The organism is Rhizobium sp. SRDI943 (assembly GCF_057653695.1).
Map to the genome: position 1 here is coordinate 1,422,495 of NZ_CM172787.1, position 21,609 is coordinate 1,444,103.

Annotated in this window: 16 protein-coding genes and 3 tRNA genes; 16 read left to right on the forward strand and 3 right to left on the reverse strand. The window is 59.6% G+C overall.

The annotated features are described in order from the left end of the window. Positions 1-27 precede the first annotated feature (27 nt). Positions 28-720 carry an AprI/Inh family metalloprotease inhibitor gene (locus AC245Y_RS07160; RefSeq protein ID WP_017993645.1) on the reverse strand — a complete coding sequence of 231 codons (693 nt, stop codon included), beginning with the start codon at positions 718-720 and terminating at the stop codon, positions 28-30. Between the two features lie 93 nt (positions 721-813). Continuing rightward, a complete protein-coding gene (gene rlmB / locus AC245Y_RS07165; RefSeq protein ID WP_017993646.1) occupies positions 814-1,704 on the reverse strand; it encodes a 23S rRNA (guanosine(2251)-2'-O)-methyltransferase RlmB in 891 nt (296 codons plus the stop codon). A 202-nt stretch (positions 1,705-1,906) separates the two neighbouring features. On the opposite strand from rlmB, the gene AC245Y_RS07170 reads away from it, so the two are divergent. From AC245Y_RS07170 to rpoC, 13 genes are all read left to right on the forward strand, one after another. Continuing rightward, positions 1,907-1,991: transfer RNA gene (locus AC245Y_RS07170), tRNA-Tyr, on the forward strand. Positions 1,992-2,016: 25 nt separating this feature from the next. Then, positions 2,017-2,090: transfer RNA gene (locus AC245Y_RS07175), tRNA-Gly, on the forward strand. Positions 2,091-2,437: 347 nt separating this feature from the next. Next, entirely contained in the window at positions 2,438-3,613 is a 1,176-nt protein-coding gene (tuf, locus tag AC245Y_RS07180) for an elongation factor Tu (protein ID WP_012757012.1), read from the forward strand. Between the two features lie 508 nt (positions 3,614-4,121). Continuing rightward, positions 4,122-5,015, forward strand: a complete 894-nt coding sequence (locus AC245Y_RS07185) for an NAD-dependent epimerase/dehydratase family protein (protein WP_012757013.1) — start codon at positions 4,122-4,124, stop codon at positions 5,013-5,015. A gap of 168 nt (positions 5,016-5,183) precedes the next feature. Continuing rightward, positions 5,184-5,259, forward strand: a tRNA-Trp gene (locus AC245Y_RS07190). A 195-nt stretch (positions 5,260-5,454) separates the two neighbouring features. Continuing rightward, positions 5,455-5,655, forward strand: coding sequence for a preprotein translocase subunit SecE (secE, locus tag AC245Y_RS07195; RefSeq protein WP_003558522.1), 201 nt, complete (start codon positions 5,455-5,457; stop codon positions 5,653-5,655). A 17-nt stretch (positions 5,656-5,672) separates the two neighbouring features. Beyond that, positions 5,673-6,203 carry a transcription termination/antitermination protein NusG gene (gene nusG / locus AC245Y_RS07200; protein ID WP_003547516.1) on the forward strand — a complete coding sequence of 177 codons (531 nt, stop codon included), beginning with the start codon at positions 5,673-5,675 and terminating at the stop codon, positions 6,201-6,203. Positions 6,204-6,379: 176 nt separating this feature from the next. Continuing rightward, positions 6,380-6,811, forward strand: a complete 432-nt coding sequence (gene rplK / locus AC245Y_RS07205; RefSeq protein WP_003547518.1) for a 50S ribosomal protein L11 — start codon at positions 6,380-6,382, stop codon at positions 6,809-6,811. Positions 6,812-6,815: 4 nt separating this feature from the next. Continuing rightward, the gene (rplA, locus tag AC245Y_RS07210) at positions 6,816-7,517 is read left to right on the forward strand and encodes a 50S ribosomal protein L1 (protein WP_012757015.1); all 702 of its coding nucleotides are present in this window, start codon (positions 6,816-6,818) and stop codon (positions 7,515-7,517) included. Positions 7,518-7,846: 329 nt separating this feature from the next. Continuing rightward, on the forward strand, positions 7,847-8,365 hold the full coding sequence (gene rplJ / locus AC245Y_RS07215) for a 50S ribosomal protein L10 (RefSeq protein WP_012757016.1): 519 nt from the start codon (positions 7,847-7,849) through the stop codon (positions 8,363-8,365). A gap of 57 nt (positions 8,366-8,422) precedes the next feature. Continuing rightward, the gene (gene rplL / locus AC245Y_RS07220) at positions 8,423-8,800 is read left to right on the forward strand and encodes a 50S ribosomal protein L7/L12 (RefSeq protein ID WP_003547523.1); all 378 of its coding nucleotides are present in this window, start codon (positions 8,423-8,425) and stop codon (positions 8,798-8,800) included. Between the two features lie 262 nt (positions 8,801-9,062). Further along, on the forward strand, positions 9,063-13,202 hold the full coding sequence (gene rpoB / locus AC245Y_RS07225) for a DNA-directed RNA polymerase subunit beta (RefSeq protein WP_012757017.1): 4,140 nt from the start codon (positions 9,063-9,065) through the stop codon (positions 13,200-13,202). 189 nt (positions 13,203-13,391) lie between these two features. Continuing rightward, positions 13,392-17,600: a DNA-directed RNA polymerase subunit beta' gene (gene rpoC / locus AC245Y_RS07230; RefSeq protein WP_003558528.1), complete on the forward strand. Its 4,209-nt coding sequence runs from the start codon at positions 13,392-13,394 to the stop codon at positions 17,598-17,600. 137 nt (positions 17,601-17,737) lie between these two features. Here rpoC and AC245Y_RS07235 read toward each other — a convergent pair whose 3' ends face one another. Further along, on the reverse strand, positions 17,738-18,031 hold the full coding sequence (locus AC245Y_RS07235; protein WP_003547528.1) for a hypothetical protein: 294 nt from the start codon (positions 18,029-18,031) through the stop codon (positions 17,738-17,740). A 497-nt stretch (positions 18,032-18,528) separates the two neighbouring features. On the opposite strand from AC245Y_RS07235, the gene rpsL reads away from it, so the two are divergent. From rpsL to fusA, 3 genes are all read left to right on the forward strand, one after another. Next, positions 18,529-18,900, forward strand: coding sequence for a 30S ribosomal protein S12 (gene rpsL, locus AC245Y_RS07240; RefSeq protein ID WP_003547537.1), 372 nt, complete (start codon positions 18,529-18,531; stop codon positions 18,898-18,900). A 75-nt stretch (positions 18,901-18,975) separates the two neighbouring features. After that, a complete protein-coding gene (gene rpsG, locus AC245Y_RS07245; protein ID WP_011651422.1) occupies positions 18,976-19,446 on the forward strand; it encodes a 30S ribosomal protein S7 in 471 nt (156 codons plus the stop codon). A 29-nt stretch (positions 19,447-19,475) separates the two neighbouring features. Continuing rightward, a complete protein-coding gene (gene fusA, locus AC245Y_RS07250) occupies positions 19,476-21,575 on the forward strand; it encodes an elongation factor G (protein WP_017993648.1) in 2,100 nt (699 codons plus the stop codon). Positions 21,576-21,609 lie beyond the last annotated feature (34 nt).

The following is a 21,609-nucleotide window of genomic DNA, read 5'->3' on the forward strand; positions in this document are numbered from 1 at the left end:
TTTCCGTCATCGGAGCCTGGCTGCGGGTTAGCGGCGGACGAGCGAAAGCGGCTTACCACCTTCCTCCTTCGACTTATCGAAATTGCCGTCGGCGCGCATGTCGAAGCCAAGCGACGAACCGTCACGGCCCATCAGCGTCAGCCCGAAACCCTCGATATGCCAGACTGCGAGCTTCAGTCTGGCGACATTGGCAGCGCAATCTTCGGAAAGTGACAGCAGCGCGTTGCCGTCCGCATCGACATCGCCGTTGAGCGTCACGCCGCAGAGCCTTTCGCCGTCCGGTCTTTGCATCGTCCATGTCCCGGCAAGGCTGCTGACGGTCGGCAGGCGATCGACGCCGTCAGGGGCCGCGATCAGCAACAGCGCCGCACCATCCTCCGTCTTCATCGGCGAACCTTCGTTCTCGACGAAGCGAGCGAGCACCTTGCGCGTCGCATCGATCAGGATGACGCCGCCATTGCCGTCGAAATTCCAGGAATAGGCTTCGGCAAGTGCCGGCAGCGGCTTGATGCAGGAGTCCTGACCGGAGAGCGAATAGCCGCCGATCGCTTCGCCGGTTTCCAGCGTCAGCCGGCATCCGGCTCCTCCGTCTTCCGCGGCAACGAGATATGTCCCGGCCTGCGCTTTGAGAATATCGGGATCGATATCCTGCCCGTATGCGAAACCGCAGACGAGGAGTGCTGCCGCCGAAGCCGCGAGCCTAGGGACGAAACGGATCATGACAATTCCCCTTTGTCGCGACGACAGCGCTGCGCGTCTTTTCAGACGCGCATAGGACTCTGTAGCACTTTGAATGACTGCCTGCGGGCCAGCCTATGCCTTCAGGTGGAGCCGCGCCGCATAAAGCGCGATTGCCGCTGCGTTCGAGACGTTGAGCGATTTGATCGCGCCCGGCATGTCGAGACGGGCAAGTGCGTTGACGGTTTCCCGCGTCTTCTGCCGAAGTCCCTTGCCCTCGGAGCCGAGCACCAGCGCCACCTTCTCGCCCGAGAAGGTGCCTTCGAGTGGCGCCGGCCCTTCCGAATCGAGACCGATGGTGGAGAAACCGAGCTTGTGCAATTCACCGAGCGCATCGGCGAGATTGGTCACCTGTATATAAGGTATCAGTTCCAGCGCGCCGGAGGCGGACTTGGCGAGCACGCCCGATTCGGTCGGGCTATGTCTCTGGGTGGTGATGACCGCACCCGCATTGAAGGCGACGGCCGAGCGCATGATCGCGCCGACATTGTGCGGATCGGTCACCTGATCGAGGACGAGCAGGAGAGGGCTTTCCTTCAGCGCTTCGAGCCGGCGGACCGGAAGCGGCCGTGTTTCCAGCATGACGCCCTGATGGATCGCCTCGGGGCCGAGCACCTTGTCGATCTCCTGCGGCGAGACGATCTCGAAGGGCATGCCGAGCGCTTCGACGTCGACTTCGAGGCGCGCCAGTGCGTTCTGCGTTACGAACAGCTTGATCTTCTTGCGCTCGGGATTGTCGAGCGCTGCACGCACCGTATGCAGGCCATAGAGATGCACCTGGTCGGGCGCAAGCGCCGGCGGCTTCCAGTCGTCACCGCCGCGCTTTCGCTTCTGCGGTTGAGGCGTCGGAATCTCCCCGCGTTCGCGCTTGGCGTCACGGTGGGCGCGCCGCAGAGTGGCGTAATGCGTATCCTTGGCGGATGGGTCTGTCGCGGTCTTGCCGCCGGATTTGTTGTCTTTGCTCATGCAGCTTTATAGCCATGGCGCTCGCTGCCGCATAGGCTTTCTTTCATATGCCGGCTTTCGGCGGCGAATGAAATTTTTCGTGTTTTTTCCGTTGTCATCGTGTTGACAGACTGAAATGCTCCGGTCATATACGCGGCGCAGACGACGGGCGGCAACGCTTCGAAGTCTGACGAACTTGGTCTTGCGATCCGGACGAAAAACTGGAGAGATGCCCGAGTGGTTAAAGGGGACGGACTGTAAATCCGTTGGCTCAGCCTACGTTGGTTCAAATCCAACTCTCTCCACCATTCGTCATCGGATCGGACCACCCGCGCGGGTATAGCTCAATGGTAGAGCAGCAGCCTTCCAAGCTGAATACGCGGGTTCGATTCCCGCTACCCGCTCCAGTTTCCGCTACTCGACTTCATACGACCGCTGCCGCGGTAGTCCCGAGATGTCTCCGGCGCTGGCGGAGAAGCTGACGGTTGTGGCTGTCGGCGGGCAGGGAAGGGCGCTCGACGCCGAACGTCTATGGCGCGTCTCAGGCGGTCGATGCGATTTTCTCTAAGATTTCAGCGATTTTCGAGGGGGCTTTGGCGAATCGCCTTGCAGGCGGCGAATTGTCTCCCATATGCGCTGTCAGGCCAAGAATGGCGTCTGCAATTAAGTCTTGCGCAATGTCGCCGAAAGCCTTAAACGGCGGCACTAAACCGGTTCGCCGGGGCCACCATTTTCGTTCACAGGAAGCATTCAAATGGGAAAGAGTAAGTTTGAGCGCAACAAGCCGCACGTCAACATTGGCACGATTGGCCACGTTGACCACGGTAAGACGTCTCTGACGGCAGCGATCACGAAGTACTTCGGTGAGTACAAGGCGTACGACCAGATCGACGCGGCTCCGGAAGAAAAGGCGCGTGGCATCACGATTTCGACGGCTCACGTTGAATACGAGACGCCGGCCCGCCACTACGCCCACGTCGACTGCCCCGGCCATGCCGACTACGTCAAGAACATGATCACCGGTGCTGCCCAGATGGACGGCGCGATCCTGGTGTGCTCGGCCGCTGACGGCCCGATGCCGCAGACGCGCGAACACATCCTGCTGGCTCGCCAGGTTGGCGTTCCGGCGATCGTGGTGTTCCTGAACAAGGTCGACCAGGTTGACGACGCCGAGCTTCTCGAACTGGTCGAGCTCGAAGTTCGCGAACTGCTGTCGTCCTACGACTTCCCGGGCGACGATATCCCGATCGTCAAGGGTTCGGCGCTTGCTGCTCTTGAAGATTCGGACAAGAAGATCGGCGAGGATTCGATCCGCGAACTGATGGCTGCTGTCGACGCCTACATCCCGACGCCTGAGCGTCCGATCAACCTGCCGTTCCTGCTGCCGATCGAAGACGTGTTCTCGATCTCTGGCCGCGGTACGGTTGTGACCGGCCGCGTCGAGCGTGGTATCGTCAAGGTTGGCGAAGAAGTCGAGATCGTCGGCATCCGTCCGACGACGAAGACGACGGTGACCGGCGTTGAAATGTTCCGCAAGCTGCTCGATCAGGGCCAGGCCGGCGACAACATCGGCGCGCTGATCCGCGGCGTTACCCGTGATGGCGTTGAGCGTGGCCAGATTCTGTGCAAGCCGGGTTCGGTCAAGCCGCACAAGAAGTTCATGGCTGAAGCCTACATCCTGACGAAGGAAGAGGGTGGCCGTCATACGCCGTTCTTCACCAACTACCGTCCGCAGTTCTACTTCCGCACGACCGACGTGACGGGCATTGTGACGCTGCCGGAAGGCACGGAAATGGTCATGCCGGGCGACAACGTCACGGTATCGGTCGAGCTGATCGTTCCGATCGCGATGGAAGAAAAGCTGCGCTTCGCGATCCGCGAAGGCGGCCGCACCGTCGGCGCCGGTATCGTCGCGTCGATCGTCGAGTAACTTTCGAGTTATCCGCAATTATGAAGACCCCGCTGGAAACAGCGGGGTTTTTCATTTTGATGGCTTCCTGTAGGTTTAACAGGTGTTGTAAAAATATCGTTAAGTTGGCCTGTCACAGTATTTTGTTCATCTCACGTTCAGAAACCGGTTTGTGATTGGGTCAATGTAGTCCAGACTCCTCCTTGCAAAGAGGAGAGCCCGGATGATTCCAAAGGCCACATTCGCTGCGACGATATTCGCGATGTATGTTTTCACGATGTTTTTCATCGCTGCAATACCGCAAGAAGTTGTTCAGTCTGCCGTAGTGCAGATTGGCGAGGTAAGTGTCGTCAAGTGACGACCTTTGCCGAACATCGCAGGGTTCTGCGGTGATCGGAAATGATCGGTCAGGTGCTCCCGGATAGGATGCTCCTGGCGACGCGGGGGTGAACCCTTGCAGGACGCTCGCTTGCTCTTCGCGCGGAAGCGTCTATCTATGCCTCCGATTTCATGACGCGGAGGATATTCCATGAAGAGACGTATTCTATTCACCGGCGGTTCGGGCAAGGCAGGTCGCCATGCGGTGCCGTGGCTCGTCAATGCCGGCTACGAGGTTCACAACCTCGATCTCGTGCCGCTCGATAGCCCCGGCGTCACCAATCTCATCGCCGACATCACCGATAGCGGTCAGGTCTTCAACGCGCTTTCGATGCATCGCGATTTTCCCGATCTCGACGCGGGCAGGGGCGTACAGCCCTTCGACGCCGTCGTGCATTTCGCCGCCATCCCGCGCATCCTGATCAAGCCCGACAACGAAACCTTCCGTATCAACACGATGGGCACCTATAATGTCATCGAGGCGGCGGTGAAACTCGGCATCCGGAAGATCATCGTCGCATCGAGCGAGACGACCTACGGCGTCTGCTTCGCCGAAGGCCATCGCGATTTCCACCAGTTCCCGCTAGAGGAGGACTACGACGTCAATCCGATGGATTCCTACGGCCTTTCCAAAGTGGTCAACGAAAAGACGGCGCGCGCCTTTGCCGAACGTTCGGGCTTCGACATCTATGCGTTGCGCATCGGCAACGTCATCGAGCCTGACGAATACGAGAAGTTTCCGACCTTTTTCGCCAATCCCGAGATGCGCAAGCGAATCGCCTGGAGCTATATCGACGCCCGCGACCTCGGGCAGATCTGCCATCTCTGCATCGAGAAGGACGGCCTCGGCTACCAGGTCTTCAACGCCGCCAACGACACCGTCTCGGCCAATACGCCATCGAAAGAGCTTGCGAAGCGATTCTTTCCGAACGTGCCCTTCACCCGCGAGATCGGCGAATATGAGGGCCTGCTCTCCAACCGCAAGATCCGCGAGGTGCTGGGTTTTAAGGAAGAACACGATTGGCGGAAATATGTGAAGGTCTGAATGGACCGTGGTTCCGCGACTGAAAGGCCGATCGCTCGCATATCAGGAGAATGGCCTTGAAAATCGAAAATCGTGCTTGCCAATCCCGTGTCGTCGTCTTAAAGGGAGCGCCATGCTTTTCAGCAGCGATTTGCGGGCCTTGGCCCAGGCGCTGAATGATCGGTATGAAGGGGTATAGCTCAGTTGGTAGAGCGGCGGTCTCCAAAACCGCAGGTCGTAGGTTCGAGCCCTACTGCCCCTGCCATTTTCCTGGATGCGGGACAGCGCGGACATGCTCGCGGCATTTCCGGCCGGGGATTGATTGGTGGCAAGTAATTTCGTTAAACTTCGGTTTCCCTCTTGTGTATTCGGAAATCGGTGTTTATTTAGGGTTCAACAGACACGCGGTGCGTGGGGCTGATAGTTTCAGCTTTACGCGCCGTAATTGCGTGGGCAGTCGATGGCATCCAAATCCAATCCGTTTACGTTTCTGCAGCAGGTTCGCTCCGAGACGTCCAAAGTTACATGGCCGTCGCGCCGCGAGACCATGATCTCGACGGTCATGGTGCTGGTGATGGTGGTTTTCGCCGCGCTGTTTTTCTTTGCCGCTGACCAGCTGATTGGCTGGGCTCTGAGCTTCGTGCTGAATACCGGCAACTGATACGGGTGGAGATGAAAATGGCGGCACGTTGGTACATCGTCCACGCATATTCCAATTTTGAAAAGAAGGTGGCTGAAGATATCGAGAACAAGGCTCGCCAGAAGGGGCTTGAGCACCTGTTCGAGAAGATCCTCGTGCCGACCGAAAAGGTGGTGGAAGTGCGTCGCGGCCGTAAGGTCGATTCCGAGCGCAAGTTTTTCCCGGGCTATGTCATGGTTCGCGCCAATCTGACGGACGAAGCCTATCACCTGATCAAGAATACGCCGAAGGTCACGGGTTTCCTTGGTTCCGACAATAAGCCCGTTCCGATTCCGGACTATGAAGCCGAGCGCATTCTCGGTCAGGTCCAGGAAGGTGTCGAGCGGCCGAAGGCCTCGATTACCTTCGAGATCGGCGAGCAGGTCCGCGTTTCCGACGGCCCGTTCGCTTCGTTCAACGGCACGGTTCAGGATGTGGACGAAGAGCGTTCGCGCCTGAAGGTGGAAGTGTCGATCTTCGGCCGCGCAACGCCGGTCGAGTTGGAATACGCTCAGGTCGAGAAGGTCTGATTGCAGAAACTGGAGGCTGGCCCTTGCGGCCTGTTTCCTGCGGACCTTGTCCGCATCCGCGTGGAAGGTGAGGGGTCTTAGCCGGACCCTAATGATCCGCACCACGCAACCGCAGCCGCCGGAGAGATCCGGCATCACGGGCCGGGCGACCGGCCGTTCATGAAAGGCAGAGAGATATGGCTAAGAAAGTTGCAGGCCAGCTCAAGCTTCAGGTCAAGGCAGGATCGGCAAACCCGTCCCCGCCGATTGGTCCGGCGCTTGGTCAGCGTGGCATTAACATCATGGAATTCTGCAAGGCGTTCAATGCCGCCACGCAGGAAATGGAAAAGGGCATGCCGATTCCGGTCGTCATTACCTATTACCAGGACAAGTCCTTCACCTTCGCGATGAAGCAGCCGCCGGTCAGCTACTGGCTGAAGAAGGAAGCGAAGATCACGTCCGGTTCCAAGACGCCCGGCAAGGGTGCCAAGGCCGGCTCCCTCACCAAGGCTCAGATCAAGTCGATCGCAGAAGCCAAGATGAAGGATCTGAACGCAGCGGATATCGAAGGTGCAATGGCGATGATAGAGGGCTCTGCCCGCGCCATGGGTCTGGAAGTGGTGGGTTAAGATCATGGCTGGTAAGCGCACGCAGAAGATCAACGAAGGTGTTGATCCCACCAAGCTCTACGCTCTGACCCTGGCCATTGGCATGGTCAAGGAACGGGCTGTCGCCAAGTTCGACGAAACCATCGAAGTCTCGATGAACCTCGGCGTCGACCCGCGCCATGCGGACCAGATGGTCCGCGGCGTCGTCAACCTGCCGAACGGCACGGGCCGTACGGTTCGTGTTGCCGTCTTCGCTCGTGGCGCCAAGGCTGACGAAGCCAAGGCCGCCGGTGCTGATATCGTCGGTGCCGAAGAGCTTGTCGAAATTGTCCAGGGCGGCAAGATCGAATTCGATCGCTGCATTGCCACCCCCGATATGATGCCGCTCGTCGGCCGTCTCGGTAAGGTTCTCGGCCCCCGCGGCATGATGCCGAACCCGAAGGTCGGCACCGTCACTATGGATGTCGCCGGAGCCGTCAAGGCTTCCAAGGGCGGCGCTGTCGAGTTCCGCGTCGAGAAGGCTGGCATCGTTCATGCCGGTATCGGCAAGGCCTCGTTCGACGCCAAGGCTCTGGAAGAAAACATCCGCGCCTTTGCTGACGCAGTCATCAAGGCGAAGCCGGCTGGCGCCAAGGGCAACTACGTCAAGCGCGTGGCGATTTCCTCGACCATGGGCCCGGGCGTCAAGATCGAGCCCGGCTCGGTCACCGGTGCTCCGGCTGCGTAAGTTTATGGCCGGGCTTTAAGCCCGGCGACTGAATTTCCGGCCTCGCAAGGGGCCGGAATATTCCGGAGAAATCCGGAATCCTGTCCGAGATTGCAGGTGGTTTTCCCTTAATCACTGTGCCTGCATGAGACGGGTAAGACCCGAATTGCATGAAGTTCGCTTCTAGGAACTCGGTTCGAGCCTTGGATGCCTTGTGCCTCTTTAGCCTTGATTGGCGCGAGAGCGCGGGGGGACAGGATCCTCAAGCGTCGCTTGGGATCTCGCATGATCCCAGGAGGCAAAAGGCAACCGGCGGGCCCATTTTCGGTCCCGCCAACTGGAGATAGGCAGTGGAAAGAGCGGAAAAACGCGAATTCGTCACGGAACTGAACGAAGTCTTCAAGGCTTCGGGATCAGTTGTCGTGGCCCACTATGCTGGTGCCACAGTCGCGCAGATGAACGACTTTCGTTCGAAGATGCGTGCAGCTGGCGGTACCGTCAAAGTCGCGAAGAACCGCCTGGCCAAGATTGCCCTTCAGGGTACGGAAGCGGAAGGGATGACCAATCTCTTCAAGGGTCAGACGCTGATTGCATACAGCACCGATCCGATCACCGCTCCGAAGGTCGTCATGGATTTCGCCAAGACCAATGACAAGATCATTGTTCTGGGTGGCGCCATGGGAACAACCACGCTCAACGCCGAAGCAGTCAAGTCGCTTGCGACCCTGCCTTCGCTCGATGAGCTGCGTGCGAAGCTGCTGGGCATGATCCAGACACCGGCTACCCGCATCGCTGGGGTTGTTGCAGCACCGGCAAGCCAGCTTGCCCGCGTGTTTGCGGCCTACGCCAAGAAGGACGAAGCCGCGTAAGGCGGTTTTTCGCTGTTTATAATCAACCGGTTCGAACCGAACAAAGGAACTAGTAAAATGGCTGATCTCGCAAAGATCGTTGACGACCTCTCCTCGCTGACCGTTCTGGAAGCTGCAGAACTGTCGAAGCTTCTCGAAGAAAAGTGGGGCGTTTCCGCTGCTGCTCCGGTAGCTGTTGCTGCCGCTGCCGGCGGTGCTGCTGCTGCTGTCGTTGAAGAAGAAAAGACCGAATTCGACGTCATCCTCGTCGAAGCTGGTGCCAACAAGATCAACGTCATCAAGGAAGTCCGCGCCATCACTGGTCTCGGCCTCAAGGAAGCCAAGGATCTCGTTGAAGCCGCTCCGAAGGCTGTCAAGGAAGGTGTCAACAAGGCTGAAGCTGCTGACATCAAGAAGAAGCTTGAAGACGCTGGCGCCAAGGCCGACGTCAAGTAATCTTGAACTGCTTTGGGAGGCAGTATCTTTACTGCCTCCCATTTGCCGTTTTTCTGAACGAATTACCCAAAAGCCGCGTCGAAACGGCTTTTGGGTAATGGGTTCTTCAAAAGGATGGTCTCGCACCGAGGGCAGCACAGCAATCCGAGCTGAGCGTTTTCTGGGGTCGGACGAGATTGAATTACTCATTGATTGACGGGATCGACTGGCCATCGGTTCCCGTCCGTTGCAGGCCCGGGTGCAAGATTTTGAAGGAGCGACGATGGCTCAGACCCTTTCGTTCAACGGTCGTAGGCGCGTACGCAAGTTTTTTGGTAAGATCCCCGAAGTCGCAGAAATGCCGAACCTCATCGAGGTTCAGAAGGCGTCCTACGACCAGTTTCTGATGGTTGAAGAGCCGAAGGGCGGCCGACCCGACGAGGGTCTTCAGGCCGTTTTCAAGTCGGTTTTCCCGATCACCGATTTCTCCGGCGCATCCATGCTGGAATTCGTGTCCTACGAGTTCGAACCGCCGAAGTTCGACGTTGACGAATGCCGTCAGCGCGACCTGACCTATGCAGCGCCGCTGAAGGTGACGCTGCGCCTCATCGTGTTCGATATTGACGAGGATACCGGCGCGAAGTCGATCAAGGACATCAAGGAACAGTCCGTTTACATGGGCGACATGCCGCTCATGACCAACAACGGCACGTTCATCGTCAACGGCACCGAGCGCGTCATCGTCTCCCAGATGCACCGTTCGCCGGGCGTCTTCTTCGATCACGACAAGGGCAAGAGCCATTCGTCCGGCAAGCTGCTCTTTGCTGCGCGCGTCATCCCCTATCGCGGTTCCTGGCTCGATATCGAATTCGACGCCAAGGACATCGTCTATGCTCGTATCGACCGCCGCCGCAAGATCCCTGTCACTTCGCTGCTGATGGCGCTCGGCATGGACGGCGAGGAAATTCTCGACACCTTCTACACGAAGTCGCTCTACAAGCGCGACGGCGAAGGCTGGCGCATTCCCTTCAAGCCGGAAACGCTGAAGGGTGCCAAGGCGATCACCGAGATGGTCGACGCCGATACCGGCGAAGTCGTCGTGGAAGCCGGCAAGAAGCTGACCCCGCGCCTGCTGCGCACGCTGTCCGACAAGGGGCTGAAGGCCCTCAAGGCCGCCGACGACGATCTGTATGGCAACTACCTCGCCGGCGACATCGTCAACTACTCGACGGGTGAAATCTACCTCGAGGCCGGCGACGAAATCGACGAGAAGACGCTTGGCATCATCCTGGCGAACGGCTTCGACGAGATCCCGGTTCTCGGCATCGACCACATCAATGTCGGCGCCTATATCCGCAACACGCTGACAGCCGACAAGAACGAGAACCGTCAGGACGCTCTGTTCGACATCTACCGCGTCATGCGTCCGGGTGAACCGCCGACCATGGAATCGGCTGAAGCCATGTTCAACTCGCTGTTCTTCGATGCGGAGCGTTACGACCTCTCCGCCGTCGGCCGCGTCAAGATGAATATGCGCCTCGACCTGACCGTCGAAGACACCGTCCGCATCCTGCGCAAGGACGACATCCTGGCCGTGGTCAGGATGTTGGTCGAACTGCGCGACGGCAAGGGCGAGATCGACGACATCGACAATCTCGGCAACCGCCGCGTCCGTTCGGTGGGCGAGCTGATGGAAAACCAGTACCGTCTCGGCCTGCTGCGCATGGAGCGCGCGATCAAGGAACGCATGTCCTCGATCGAGATCGACACGGTCATGCCGCAGGATCTGATCAACGCCAAGCCGGCCGCCGCTGCCGTGCGCGAATTCTTCGGTTCCTCGCAGCTCTCGCAGTTCATGGACCAGGTCAATCCGCTCTCGGAAATCACCCACAAGCGTCGTCTTTCGGCTCTTGGCCCGGGCGGTCTGACCCGTGAGCGCGCCGGCTTCGAAGTCCGCGACGTGCATCCGACCCACTATGGCCGCATTTGTCCGATCGAAACGCCGGAAGGCCCGAACATCGGTCTCATCAACTCACTTGCGACCTTTGCCCGCGTCAACAAGTACGGCTTCATCGAAAGCCCGTACCGCCGCATCGTCGACGGCAAGGTGACGAGCGACGTGCTCTACCTCTCCGCCATGGAAGAGGCGAAGTATTACGTCGCCCAGGCCAACGCCGAGATGAACGCTGACGGTTCCTTCGTCGACGAATTCGTCGTCTGCCGTCATGCCGGCGAAGTCATGCTCGCCCCGCGCGACAGCATGAACCTGATGGACGTCTCGCCGAAGCAGGTCGTTTCGGTCGCAGCCGCGCTCATCCCGTTCCTGGAAAACGACGACGCCAACCGCGCGCTCATGGGCTCGAACATGCAGCGTCAAGCAGTGCCGCTGCTGCGTGCCGAAGCCCCGTTCGTCGGTACCGGCATGGAGCCGGTCGTCGCCCGTGACTCCGGTGCCGCCATCGGCGCCCGCCGCGGCGGCGTGGTCGACCAGGTCGACGCGACGCGTATCGTTATCCGCGCCACGGAAGACCTCGAAGCCGGCAAATCCGGCGTCGATATCTACCGCCTGCAGAAGTTCCAGCGTTCGAACCAGAACACCTGCGTCAACCAGCGTCCGCTGGTCACCGTCGGTGACGAGGTCAACCGCGGCGACATCCTCGCCGACGGCCCGTCGACCGATCTCGGCGACCTGGCACTCGGCCGCAACGCGCTCGTCGCGTTCATGCCCTGGAACGGCTACAACTACGAAGACTCGATTCTGCTCTCCGAGCGTATCGTTGCCGACGACGTGTTCACCTCCATCCACATCGAGGAATTCGAAGTGATGGCGCGCGACACCAAGCTTGGTCCTGAGGAAATCACCCGCGATATTCCGAACGTTTCGGAAGAAGCACTGAAGAACCTCGACGAAGCCGGCATCGTCTATATCGGCGCCGAAGTTCAGCCGGGCGATATCCTCGTCGGCAAGATCACACCGAAGGGCGAAAGCCCGATGACGCCGGAAGAAAAGCTTCTGCGCGCCATCTTCGGCGAAAAGGCCTCCGACGTGCGCGACACCTCCATGCGCATGCCGCCCGGCACCTACGGCACCATCGTCGAAGTCCGCGTCTTCAACCGCCACGGCGTTGAAAAGGACGAGCGCGCGATGGCGATCGAGCGCGAAGAAATCGAGCGTCTGGCAAAGGACCGTGACGACGAGCAGGCGATCCTCGACCGTAACGTCTACGGCCGTCTGATCGAGATGCTGCGTGGCCAGGCCTCCATCGCCGGCCCGAAGGGCTTCAAGAAGGGAGCCGAGCTTTCGAACGCCGTCGTCTCCGAATATCCCCGCTCGCAGTGGTGGATGTTCGCGGTCGAAGACGAAAAGGTCCAGAGCGAGCTCGAAGCGCTTCGCGGCCAGTACGACGAATCCAAGTCGCGCCTCGAACAGCGCTTCATGGACAAGGTCGAAAAGGTCCAGCGCGGCGATGAAATGCCTCCTGGCGTCATGAAGATGGTCAAGGTCTTCGTCGCCGTAAAGCGCAAGATCCAGCCCGGCGACAAGATGGCCGGCCGTCACGGGAACAAGGGCGTCGTCTCGCGCATTGTGCCGGTGGAGGACATGCCGTTCCTCGAAGACGGCACGCATGTCGATGTCGTTCTGAACCCGCTCGGCGTGCCTTCGCGCATGAACGTCGGCCAGATCCTGGAAACGCATCTGGGTTGGGCTTGCGCCGGCATGGGTCGCCAGATCGGCGAACTGATCGACGCATACAAGGCCAATGGCAACATTGAGCCGCTGCGCAAGACCATCGGCGATGTCGTCGGAGACGGCCCCAAGGCCGAACAGGTCCATGAGTTCGACGACGACTCTGTTCTGCGCCTCGCCGACCAGTGGAAGCGCGGCGTTTCGATTGCGACGCCTGTTTTCGACGGCGCGAACGAAGCCGACGTCAACGACATGCTGCGTCTGGCAGGTCTCAAGGATAGTGGTCAGTCGACGCTCTATGACGGCCGTACCGGTGAGCAGTTCGACCGTCAGGTGACGGTGGGCTACATCTACATGCTGAAGCTCAACCACCTGGTCGACGACAAGATCCATGCTCGTTCGATCGGTCCTTACTCGCTCGTGACTCAGCAGCCGCTGGGTGGCAAGGCGCAGTTCGGCGGCCAGCGCTTCGGCGAAATGGAAGTCTGGGCGCTCGAAGCATACGGCGCGGCCTACACGCTGCAGGAAATGCTGACGGTGAAGTCGGACGACGTCGCCGGCCGCACCAAGGTCTACGAAGCCATCGTCCGAGGAGACGACACGTTCGAAGCCGGTATTCCGGAAAGCTTCAACGTTCTCGTCAAGGAAATGCGCTCACTGGGCCTCAGCGTCGAGCTCGAGAACACCAAGCTTGACGAGGCGCAGGCAGCTCAGCTGCCCGACGCGGCCGAGTAAGCACTTGATAGGGCGTGCGCTGCCAATGCGGCGCACGCCGGTCCCACCGGGCGCCGTATCCGTGTCGGCCCGGGAGGGAAGTTTCGCCGCATCCAGCGGTTATTCTCGTTTAAGCGAGGGAGGCGGCTCCCGGGAAATTGCCGCCGACATCGCATTTTGAGGGCGCTTTAGCCCATGAAGGAGACAGGCATGAACCAAGAGGTCATGAATCTTTTCAATCCGCAGGTGCCTGCACAGAATTTCGATTCTATTCGGATTTCGATCGCGTCTCCGGAGAAGATCCTCTCCTGGTCTTACGGTGAGATCAAGAAGCCGGAAACCATCAACTACCGTACGTTCAAGCCGGAACGTGACGGTCTGTTCTGCGCGCGCATCTTCGGGCCGATCAAGGACTACGAATGCCTGTGCGGCAAGTACAAGCGCATGAAGTACAAGGGCATCATCTGCGAAAAGTGCGGCGTCGAAGTCACGCTGTCGCGCGTTCGCCGTGAGCGCATGGGCCATATCGAGCTCGCCGCTCCCGTTGCCCACATCTGGTTCCTGAAGTCGCTGCCATCACGCATTTCGACGCTGCTCGACATGACGCTGAAGGATGTCGAGCGCGTCCTCTACTTTGAAAACTACATCGTCACCGAGCCGGGCCTGACCGCCCTGAAGGAGCACCAGCTCCTCTCGGAAGAAGAGTACATGCTCGCTGTCGACGAATACGGCGAAGACCAGTTCACCGCGATGATCGGCGCCGAGGCGATCTACGAGATGCTGGCCTCGATGAACCTCGAAAAGATCGCTGGCGACCTGCGTGCCGAGCTTGCCGACACCACGTCGGATCTCAAGCAGAAGAAGCTGATGAAGCGCCTGAAGATCGTCGAGAACTTCATGGAGTCGGGCAACCGTCCGGAATGGATGATCATGAAGGTCGTTCCGGTCATCCCGCCGGACCTGCGTCCGCTGGTTCCGCTCGACGGCGGCCGTTTCGCGACGTCGGATCTGAACGATCTCTACCGCCGCGTCATCAACCGTAACAACCGTCTGAAGCGCCTGATCGAGCTTCGTGCGCCTGGCATCATCATCCGCAACGAAAAGCGCATGCTGCAGGAATCCGTTGACGCGCTGTTCGACAACGGCCGTCGCGGCCGTGTCATCACCGGTGCTAACAAGCGTCCGCTGAAGTCGCTCTCCGACATGCTGAAGGGCAAGCAGGGCCGCTTCCGCCAGAACCTGCTCGGCAAGCGCGTCGACTATTCCGGCCGTTCGGTCATCGTCACCGGTCCGGAACTGAAGCTGCACCAGTGCGGCCTGCCGAAGAAGATGGCGCTCGAGCTCTTCAAGCCGTTCATCTATGCCCGCCTCGACGCCAAGGGTTACTCCTCGACCGTCAAGCAGGCCAAGAAGCTGGTCGAAAAGGAAAAGCCGGAAGTCTGGGATATCCTCGACGAGGTCATCCGCGAGCATCCGGTTCTCTTGAACCGCGCACCGACGCTGCACCGCCTGGGCATCCAGGCCTTCGAACCTATCCTGGTCGAAGGCAAGGCGATCCAGCTGCATCCGCTCGTCTGCACGGCCTTCAACGCCGACTTCGACGGCGACCAGATGGCCGTTCACGTGCCGCTGTCGCTCGAAGCTCAGCTCGAAGCCCGCGTGTTGATGATGTCGACCAACAACATCCTGCACCCGGCCAACGGCGCGCCGATCATCGTTCCCTCGCAGGACATGGTTCTCGGCCTCTACTATCTGTCGATCCTCAACCAGAACGAGCCGGGCGAAGGCATGGCCTTCTCCGATCTCGGCGAGCTGCATCACGCCCTCGAAAGCAAGGTCGTGACGCTGCACACCAAGATCCGCGGCCGCTTCAAGTCGGTCGACGAGGATGGCAAGCCTTACTCGAAGATCTATGAGACGACGCCTGGCCGTCTGCTCATCGGCGAACTGCTGCCGAAGAACGGCAAGGTGCCCTTCGATATCTGCAACCAGGAAATGACCAAGAAGAACATCTCGAAGATGATCGACACGGTCTATCGCCATTGCGGCCAGAAGGACACGGTCATTTTCTGCGACCGCATCATGCAGCTCGGCTTCGCCCACGCCTGCCGCGCCGGCATTTCGTTCGGCAAGGACGACATGGTCATTCCGGATGCCAAGGCCAAGATCGTTGCCGACACCGAAAACCTGGTGAAGGAATACGAGCAGCAGTACAATGACGGCCTCATCACCCAGGGCGAGAAGTACAACAAGGTTGTCGACGCCTGGGGTAAGGCGACCGAAAAGGTCGCCGAAGAGATGATGGCCCGCATCAAGGCGGTCGAATTCGATGAGAAGACCGGTCGCCAGAAGCCGATGAACTCGATCTACATGATGAGCCACTCCGGTGCCCGCGGTTCTCCGAACCAGATGCGCCAGCTGGGCGGCATGCGTGGCCTCATGGCCAAGCCGTCGGGCGAAATCATCGAGACCCCGATCATCTCGAACTTCAAGGAAGGCCTGACCGTCAACGAGTACTTCAACTCGACGCACGGCGCCCGTAAGGGTCTGGCAGACACCGCCCTGAAGACCGCCAACTCCGGCTACCTGACCCGCCGTCTCGTCGACGTCGCGCAGGATTGCATCGTCACGCATGTCGATTGCGGAACGCAGACGGGCCTCACCATGACCGCCATCGTCGATGCCGGTCAGGTGGTAGCCTCGATCGGCGTCCGTATCCTCGGCCGCACGGCGCTCGACGACATCGATCATCCGGTCACGGGTGAGCGCATCGTCGATGCCGGCAGGATGATCCTCGAGCCCGACGTCGTCGAAATCGAGAAGGCCGGCATCCAGTCGATCCGCATCCGCTCGGCACTGACCTGCGAAATCCAGACGGGCGTCTGCTCGGTCTGCTACGGCCGCGACCTTGCGCGCGGTACGCCGGTCAATATGGGCGAAGCCGTCGGCGTTATCGCTGCTCAGTCGATCGGCGAGCCGGGCACCCAGCTCACCATGCGTACCTTCCACCTTGGCGGTACGGCAACCGTGGTCGACCAGTCGTTCCTCGAAGCCTCGTACGAAGGTACGGTGCAGATCAAGAACCGCAACATCCTGCGCAACTCCGATGGCAACCTCGTTGCCATGGGCCGCAACATGACCGTCCAGATCTTGGACGAACGTGGTGTCGAGCGGTCGTCGCAGCGTGTGGCCTACGGTTCGAAGCTGCATGTCGACGAAGGCGACAAGGTCAAGCGCGGCCAGCGTCTGGCAGAGTGGGACCCCTACACCCGTCCGATGATGACGGAAGTGGCTGGTACCGTTCAGTTTGAAGATCTGGTCGACGGTCTCTCCGTTCTGGAAGCGACCGACGAATCGACTGGCATCACCAAGCGTCAGGTTATCGACTGGCGTTCGACCCCGCGCGGCTCGGACCTCAAGCCGGCGATCGTCATCAAGGATGCTAGCGGCAATATCGCGAAGCTCTCCCGTGGTGGTGACGCCCGCTTCTTCCTCTCGGTCGATGCGATCCTGTCGGTCGAGCCGGGCACGAAGGTCTCCCAGGGTGACGTTCTCGCCCGTTCGCCGCTCGAAAGCGCCAAGACCAAGGACATCACCGGCGGTCTGCCGCGTGTTGCCGAGCTGTTCGAAGCCCGCCGTCCGAAGGACCACGCCATCATCGCAGAGATCGATGGTACGATCCGCCTCGGCCGCGACTACAAGAACAAGCGTCGCGTCATCATCGAGCCGGCGGAAGACGGTGTCGAGCCTGTCGAATACCTGATTCCGAAGGGCAAGCCCTTCCACCTTCAGGAAGGCGACTATATCGAAAAGGGTGACTACATCCTCGACGGTAACCCGGCTCCGCACGACATCCTGGCGATCAAGGGCGTGGAGGCTCTGGCCTCCTACCTCGTCAACGAGATCCAGGAAGTCTACCGCCTGCAGGGCGTCGTCATCAACGACAAGCACATCGAGGTGATTGTCCGTCAGATGCTGCAGAAGGTGGAAATCACCGATGCAGGCGACTCGACCTATATCGTCGGCGACAATGTCGACCGGATAGAGCTCGAAGACGTCAACGATCACCTGATCGAGCAGGGCAAGAAGCCAGCCTATGGCGATCCGGTTCTTCTCGGCATCACCAAGGCATCGCTGCAGACCCCGTCCTTCATCTCGGCCGCGTCCTTCCAGGAAACGACCAAGGTGCTGACGGAAGCTGCGATCGCCGGCAAGACCGACGGTCTGCAGGGTCTGAAGGAAAACGTCATCGTCGGCCGCCTTATCCCGGCCGGCACTGGCGGCACCATGACCCAGATCCGCCGCATCGCCACGTCGCGCGACGAGATGATCCTCGAAGAGCGCCGCAAGGGTACGGGTGCTGCCGTTGCCACGCCGATGCTGCAGGACATGGCCGAAAAGGCTCCGGCTGCGGAATAACCCGCAGCTGAAGTCTATGAAATTGAAAAACCGCCCGGAGCGATCCGGGCGGTTTTGTTTTATCTGCTCTTATTATTTGGCGAGGAGGGAGGCTGCTTCCGCTTATGCTGCCTTGGCAGCGTCAGCAGCGGCGCCCTTTAGTTGAACCGGATGATCGCGACTTCGCCTTCGACAGCGCCTTGGTAGGCAGAGGCGTGCGGCTCTTCGGCCGGGACCTCGGTCAGCATGCCGATCTGGTCGAGATCTGCCTCGATGAAGCCTTCCTCGGCAAGGGCGTTCAAGGCCTCACGTACGGCAGTGTCGTCGTCAGGCGCCTTCAGCATGATGTGCAGGTCGATGCCTTCGCTGGCGTCGGACTCGTAGCCCTTGCCGATGATGATGAAGATCATCGGCCCGTCGAAATTATTGTCGTTATCAGGTGTCGTGATCATCGCCTGTCCTTCGGCTCTTTGACGATTCGGTCGCTCGAATCCTGCTGGGAGGGCCGAACGCCGCATTTGCTGATTCCTTAACTGCTTTTGCTGCAATGCCCAAGTTTTTATCTTGGGGCACAGCCGTGAATTCGTCTAGAAGGATGAAACAGGGCGTTCGGCCGGCATATCAAGGCGATACGGCGAGTTTATTTCTTAACCGGCCTTGACGAGACGGGTGGAAACCAGTAGTACCCCGGCCATCAGATCCCATGTGAGGCTTGGCTGTTCGGGGCGACTCGCCCTGAAGTTCACCTCAAACAAGGTTCTAAACGCACGTTGAAGTCATGATGCTGCACGCATGACGCATATTCTATGCGTCCTCTGCTCCTTGTGGTCCATCTGCGGAAGCGGATCGGGCCATATTTTGCGCATTGACGGAAAGCGCGCGTCACTGCCGGAGACGGCGCGAGTTCAAGCCCGCAAGGGTACTGAGATAAAACGTAAGGGATGGTTGAATGCCTACCGTAAACCAGCTGATCCGCAAGCCTCGCCAGGCGAACGTAAAGCGTAACAAGGTTCCCGCACTCCAGGAGAACCCGCAGAAGCGCGGCGTTTGCACGCGCGTCTACACGACGACGCCGAAGAAGCCAAACTCGGCTCTGCGTAAGGTCGCAAAGATCCGCCTGACCAACGGCTTCGAAGTCATTGGTTACATCCCCGGCGAAGGTCATAACCTTCAGGAACACTCCGTCGTCATGATCCGTGGCGGCCGCGTCAAGGACCTTCCGGGTGTCCGTTATCACATCATCCGCGGCGTTCTCGATACCCAGGGTGTCAAGAACCGCAAGCAGCGCCGCTCCAAGTACGGCGCGAAGCGTCCGAAGTAATTCGGTTTTGAATAATCCGGCGCTGCGCGAGGTCCTCCGCGTCATGAAGCGCCTTAACGGTTGAAGAGACAAAATATGTCCAGACGTCATAAAGCAGAAAAGCGCGAGATCAATCCGGACCCGAAGTTCGGCGATCTCGTCGTCACCAAGTTCATGAATGCCATCATGCTCGACGGCAAGAAGTCCGTTGCTGAAAACATCGTCTACGGTGCGTTCGACGTTGTCCAGGGCAAGGCCAAGCAGGAGCCGCTCACGGTTTTCCATTCTGCGCTGGAGAACATTGCCCCGCACGTTGAAGTTCGCTCGCGTCGTGTCGGTGGTGCGACCTATCAGGTCCCCGTCGATGTTCGTCCGGAGCGCCGCCAGGCTCTTGCTATTCGCTGGCTGATCGCTGCTGCCCGCAAGCGCAATGAAACGACTATGGTTGACCGCCTTTCCGGCGAACTGCTCGATGCGTCCAACAACCGCGGCTCCGCCGTCAAGAAGCGCGAAGACACGCACAAGATGGCTGACGCCAACCGCGCGTTCTCGCACTATCGCTGGTAATTCCGAACGGTATCGAAAGGCAGTCCACAATGGCTCGCGAATATAAGATCGAAGACTACCGTAATTTCGGTATCATGGCGCATATCGACGCCGGCAAGACCACGACCACCGAGCGTATTCTTTATTACACCGGCAAGTCGCATAAGATCGGCGAAGTTCACGACGGCGCAGCCACCATGGACTGGATGGAGCAGGAGCAGGAGCGTGGCATCACGATCACCTCTGCTGCCACCACGACCTACTGGAAGGGTCGTGACGGCAAAACGCGCCGCTTCAACATCATCGACACTCCCGGCCACGTCGACTTCACCATTGAAGTCGAGCGTTCGCTGCGCGTTCTCGACGGCGCCATCGCGCTGCTCGACGCCAACGCCGGTGTTGAGCCGCAGACGGAAACCGTCTGGCGTCAGGCCGAGAAGTACAATGTCCCGCGGATGATTTTCTGCAACAAGATGGACAAGACCGGTGCGGACTTCTACCGTTCCGTCGAGATGATCAAGACCCGTCTCGGTGCAACGGCTGTCGTCATGCAGCTCCCGATCGGTGCAGAAACCGAATTCAAGGGCGTCATCGACCTGGTCGAGATGAACGCACTCATCTGGCGCGACGAGTCGCTCGGCGCCCAGTGGGATGTCGTCGAGATCCCCGAGGACATGAAGGCCAAGGCTGAAGAATATCGCGAAAAGCTGATCGAGACGGTCGTCGACATCGACGAAGCCGCCACCGAAGCTTACCTCGAAGGTATTCTGCCCGACAACGATCAGATCCGTGCGCTGGTTCGCCGCGGCACGATTGACGTCAAGTTTCACCCGATGTTCTGCGGCACTGCCTTCAAGAACAAGGGCGTGCAGCCGCTGCTCGACGCCGTCGTCGACTACCTGCCGTCGCCGATGGACATCCCGGCGATCAAGGGCATCGACTTCAAGACGGAAGCCGAAATCGAGCGTCATGCCGATGACAGCGAGCCGCTTTCCATGCTCGCCTTCAAGATCATGAACGACCCCTTCGTCGGTTCGCTGACCTTCGCCCGCATCTACTCGGGCAAGCTCGAGAAGGGCACTTCGGTCATCAACACGGTCAAGGACAAGCGCGAGCGCGTCGGGCGTATGCTGCAGATGCACTCCAACTCGCGTGAAGACATCGAAGAAGCCTTCGCAGGCGACATCGTGGCTCTCGCTGGCCTCAAGGAAACCACGACGGGCGACACGCTCTGCGATCCGCTGAAGCCGGTTATCCTCGAGCGCATGGAATTCCCGGAGCCGGTCATCCAGATCGCCATCGAGCCGAAGACCAAGGGCGACCAGGAAAAGATGGGCCTCGCGCTCAACCGCCTGGCTGCTGAAGATCCGTCCTTCCGCGTCAAGACCGACCAGGAATCAGGCCAGACCATCATCGCCGGCATGGGCGAACTGCATCTCGACATCATCGTCGACCGCATGCGTCGTGAGTTCAAGGTCGAAGCAACCGTCGGCGCGCCGCAGGTTGCCTACCGCGAAACCATCACCCGGACGCACGAAGAAGACTACACGCACAAGAAGCAGTCCGGCGGTACCGGCCAGTTCGCGCGCGTCAAGATCGTCTTCGAACCGAACCCGGATGGCGACGAATTCAAGTTCGAATCGAAGATCGTCGGCGGTTCCGTTCCGAAGGAATACATCCCCGGCGTCCAGAAGGGCATCGAAAGCGTTCTGTCTTCGGGTCCGCTCGCGGGCTTCCCGATGCTCGGCGTCAAGGCGACCCTCATCGACGGCGCCTTCCACGACGTCGACTCCTCGGTTCTCGCCTTCGAAATCGCATCGCGTGCCTGCTTCCGTGAAGCAGCCAGGAAGGCCGGCGCTCAGCTGCTCGAGCCGATGATGAAGGTCGAAGTCGTCACCCCGGAAGATTACGTCGGCGACGTTATCGGCGACCTGAACTCCCGTCGCGGTCAGATCCAGGGCCAGGAAAGCCGTGGTATCGCCGTCGTCATCAACGCGAACGTCCCGCTCGCGAACATGTTCAAGTACGTCGACAACCTGCGCTCCATGTCCCAGGGCCGCGCCCAGTACACGATGACCTTCGATCACTATTCGCCGGTTCCGTCGAACGTCGCAACTGAAATCCAGGCAAAGTATTCCGGTCAGAAGTGACCGGAATACCAATTGACCGATAACAAGAATTAGA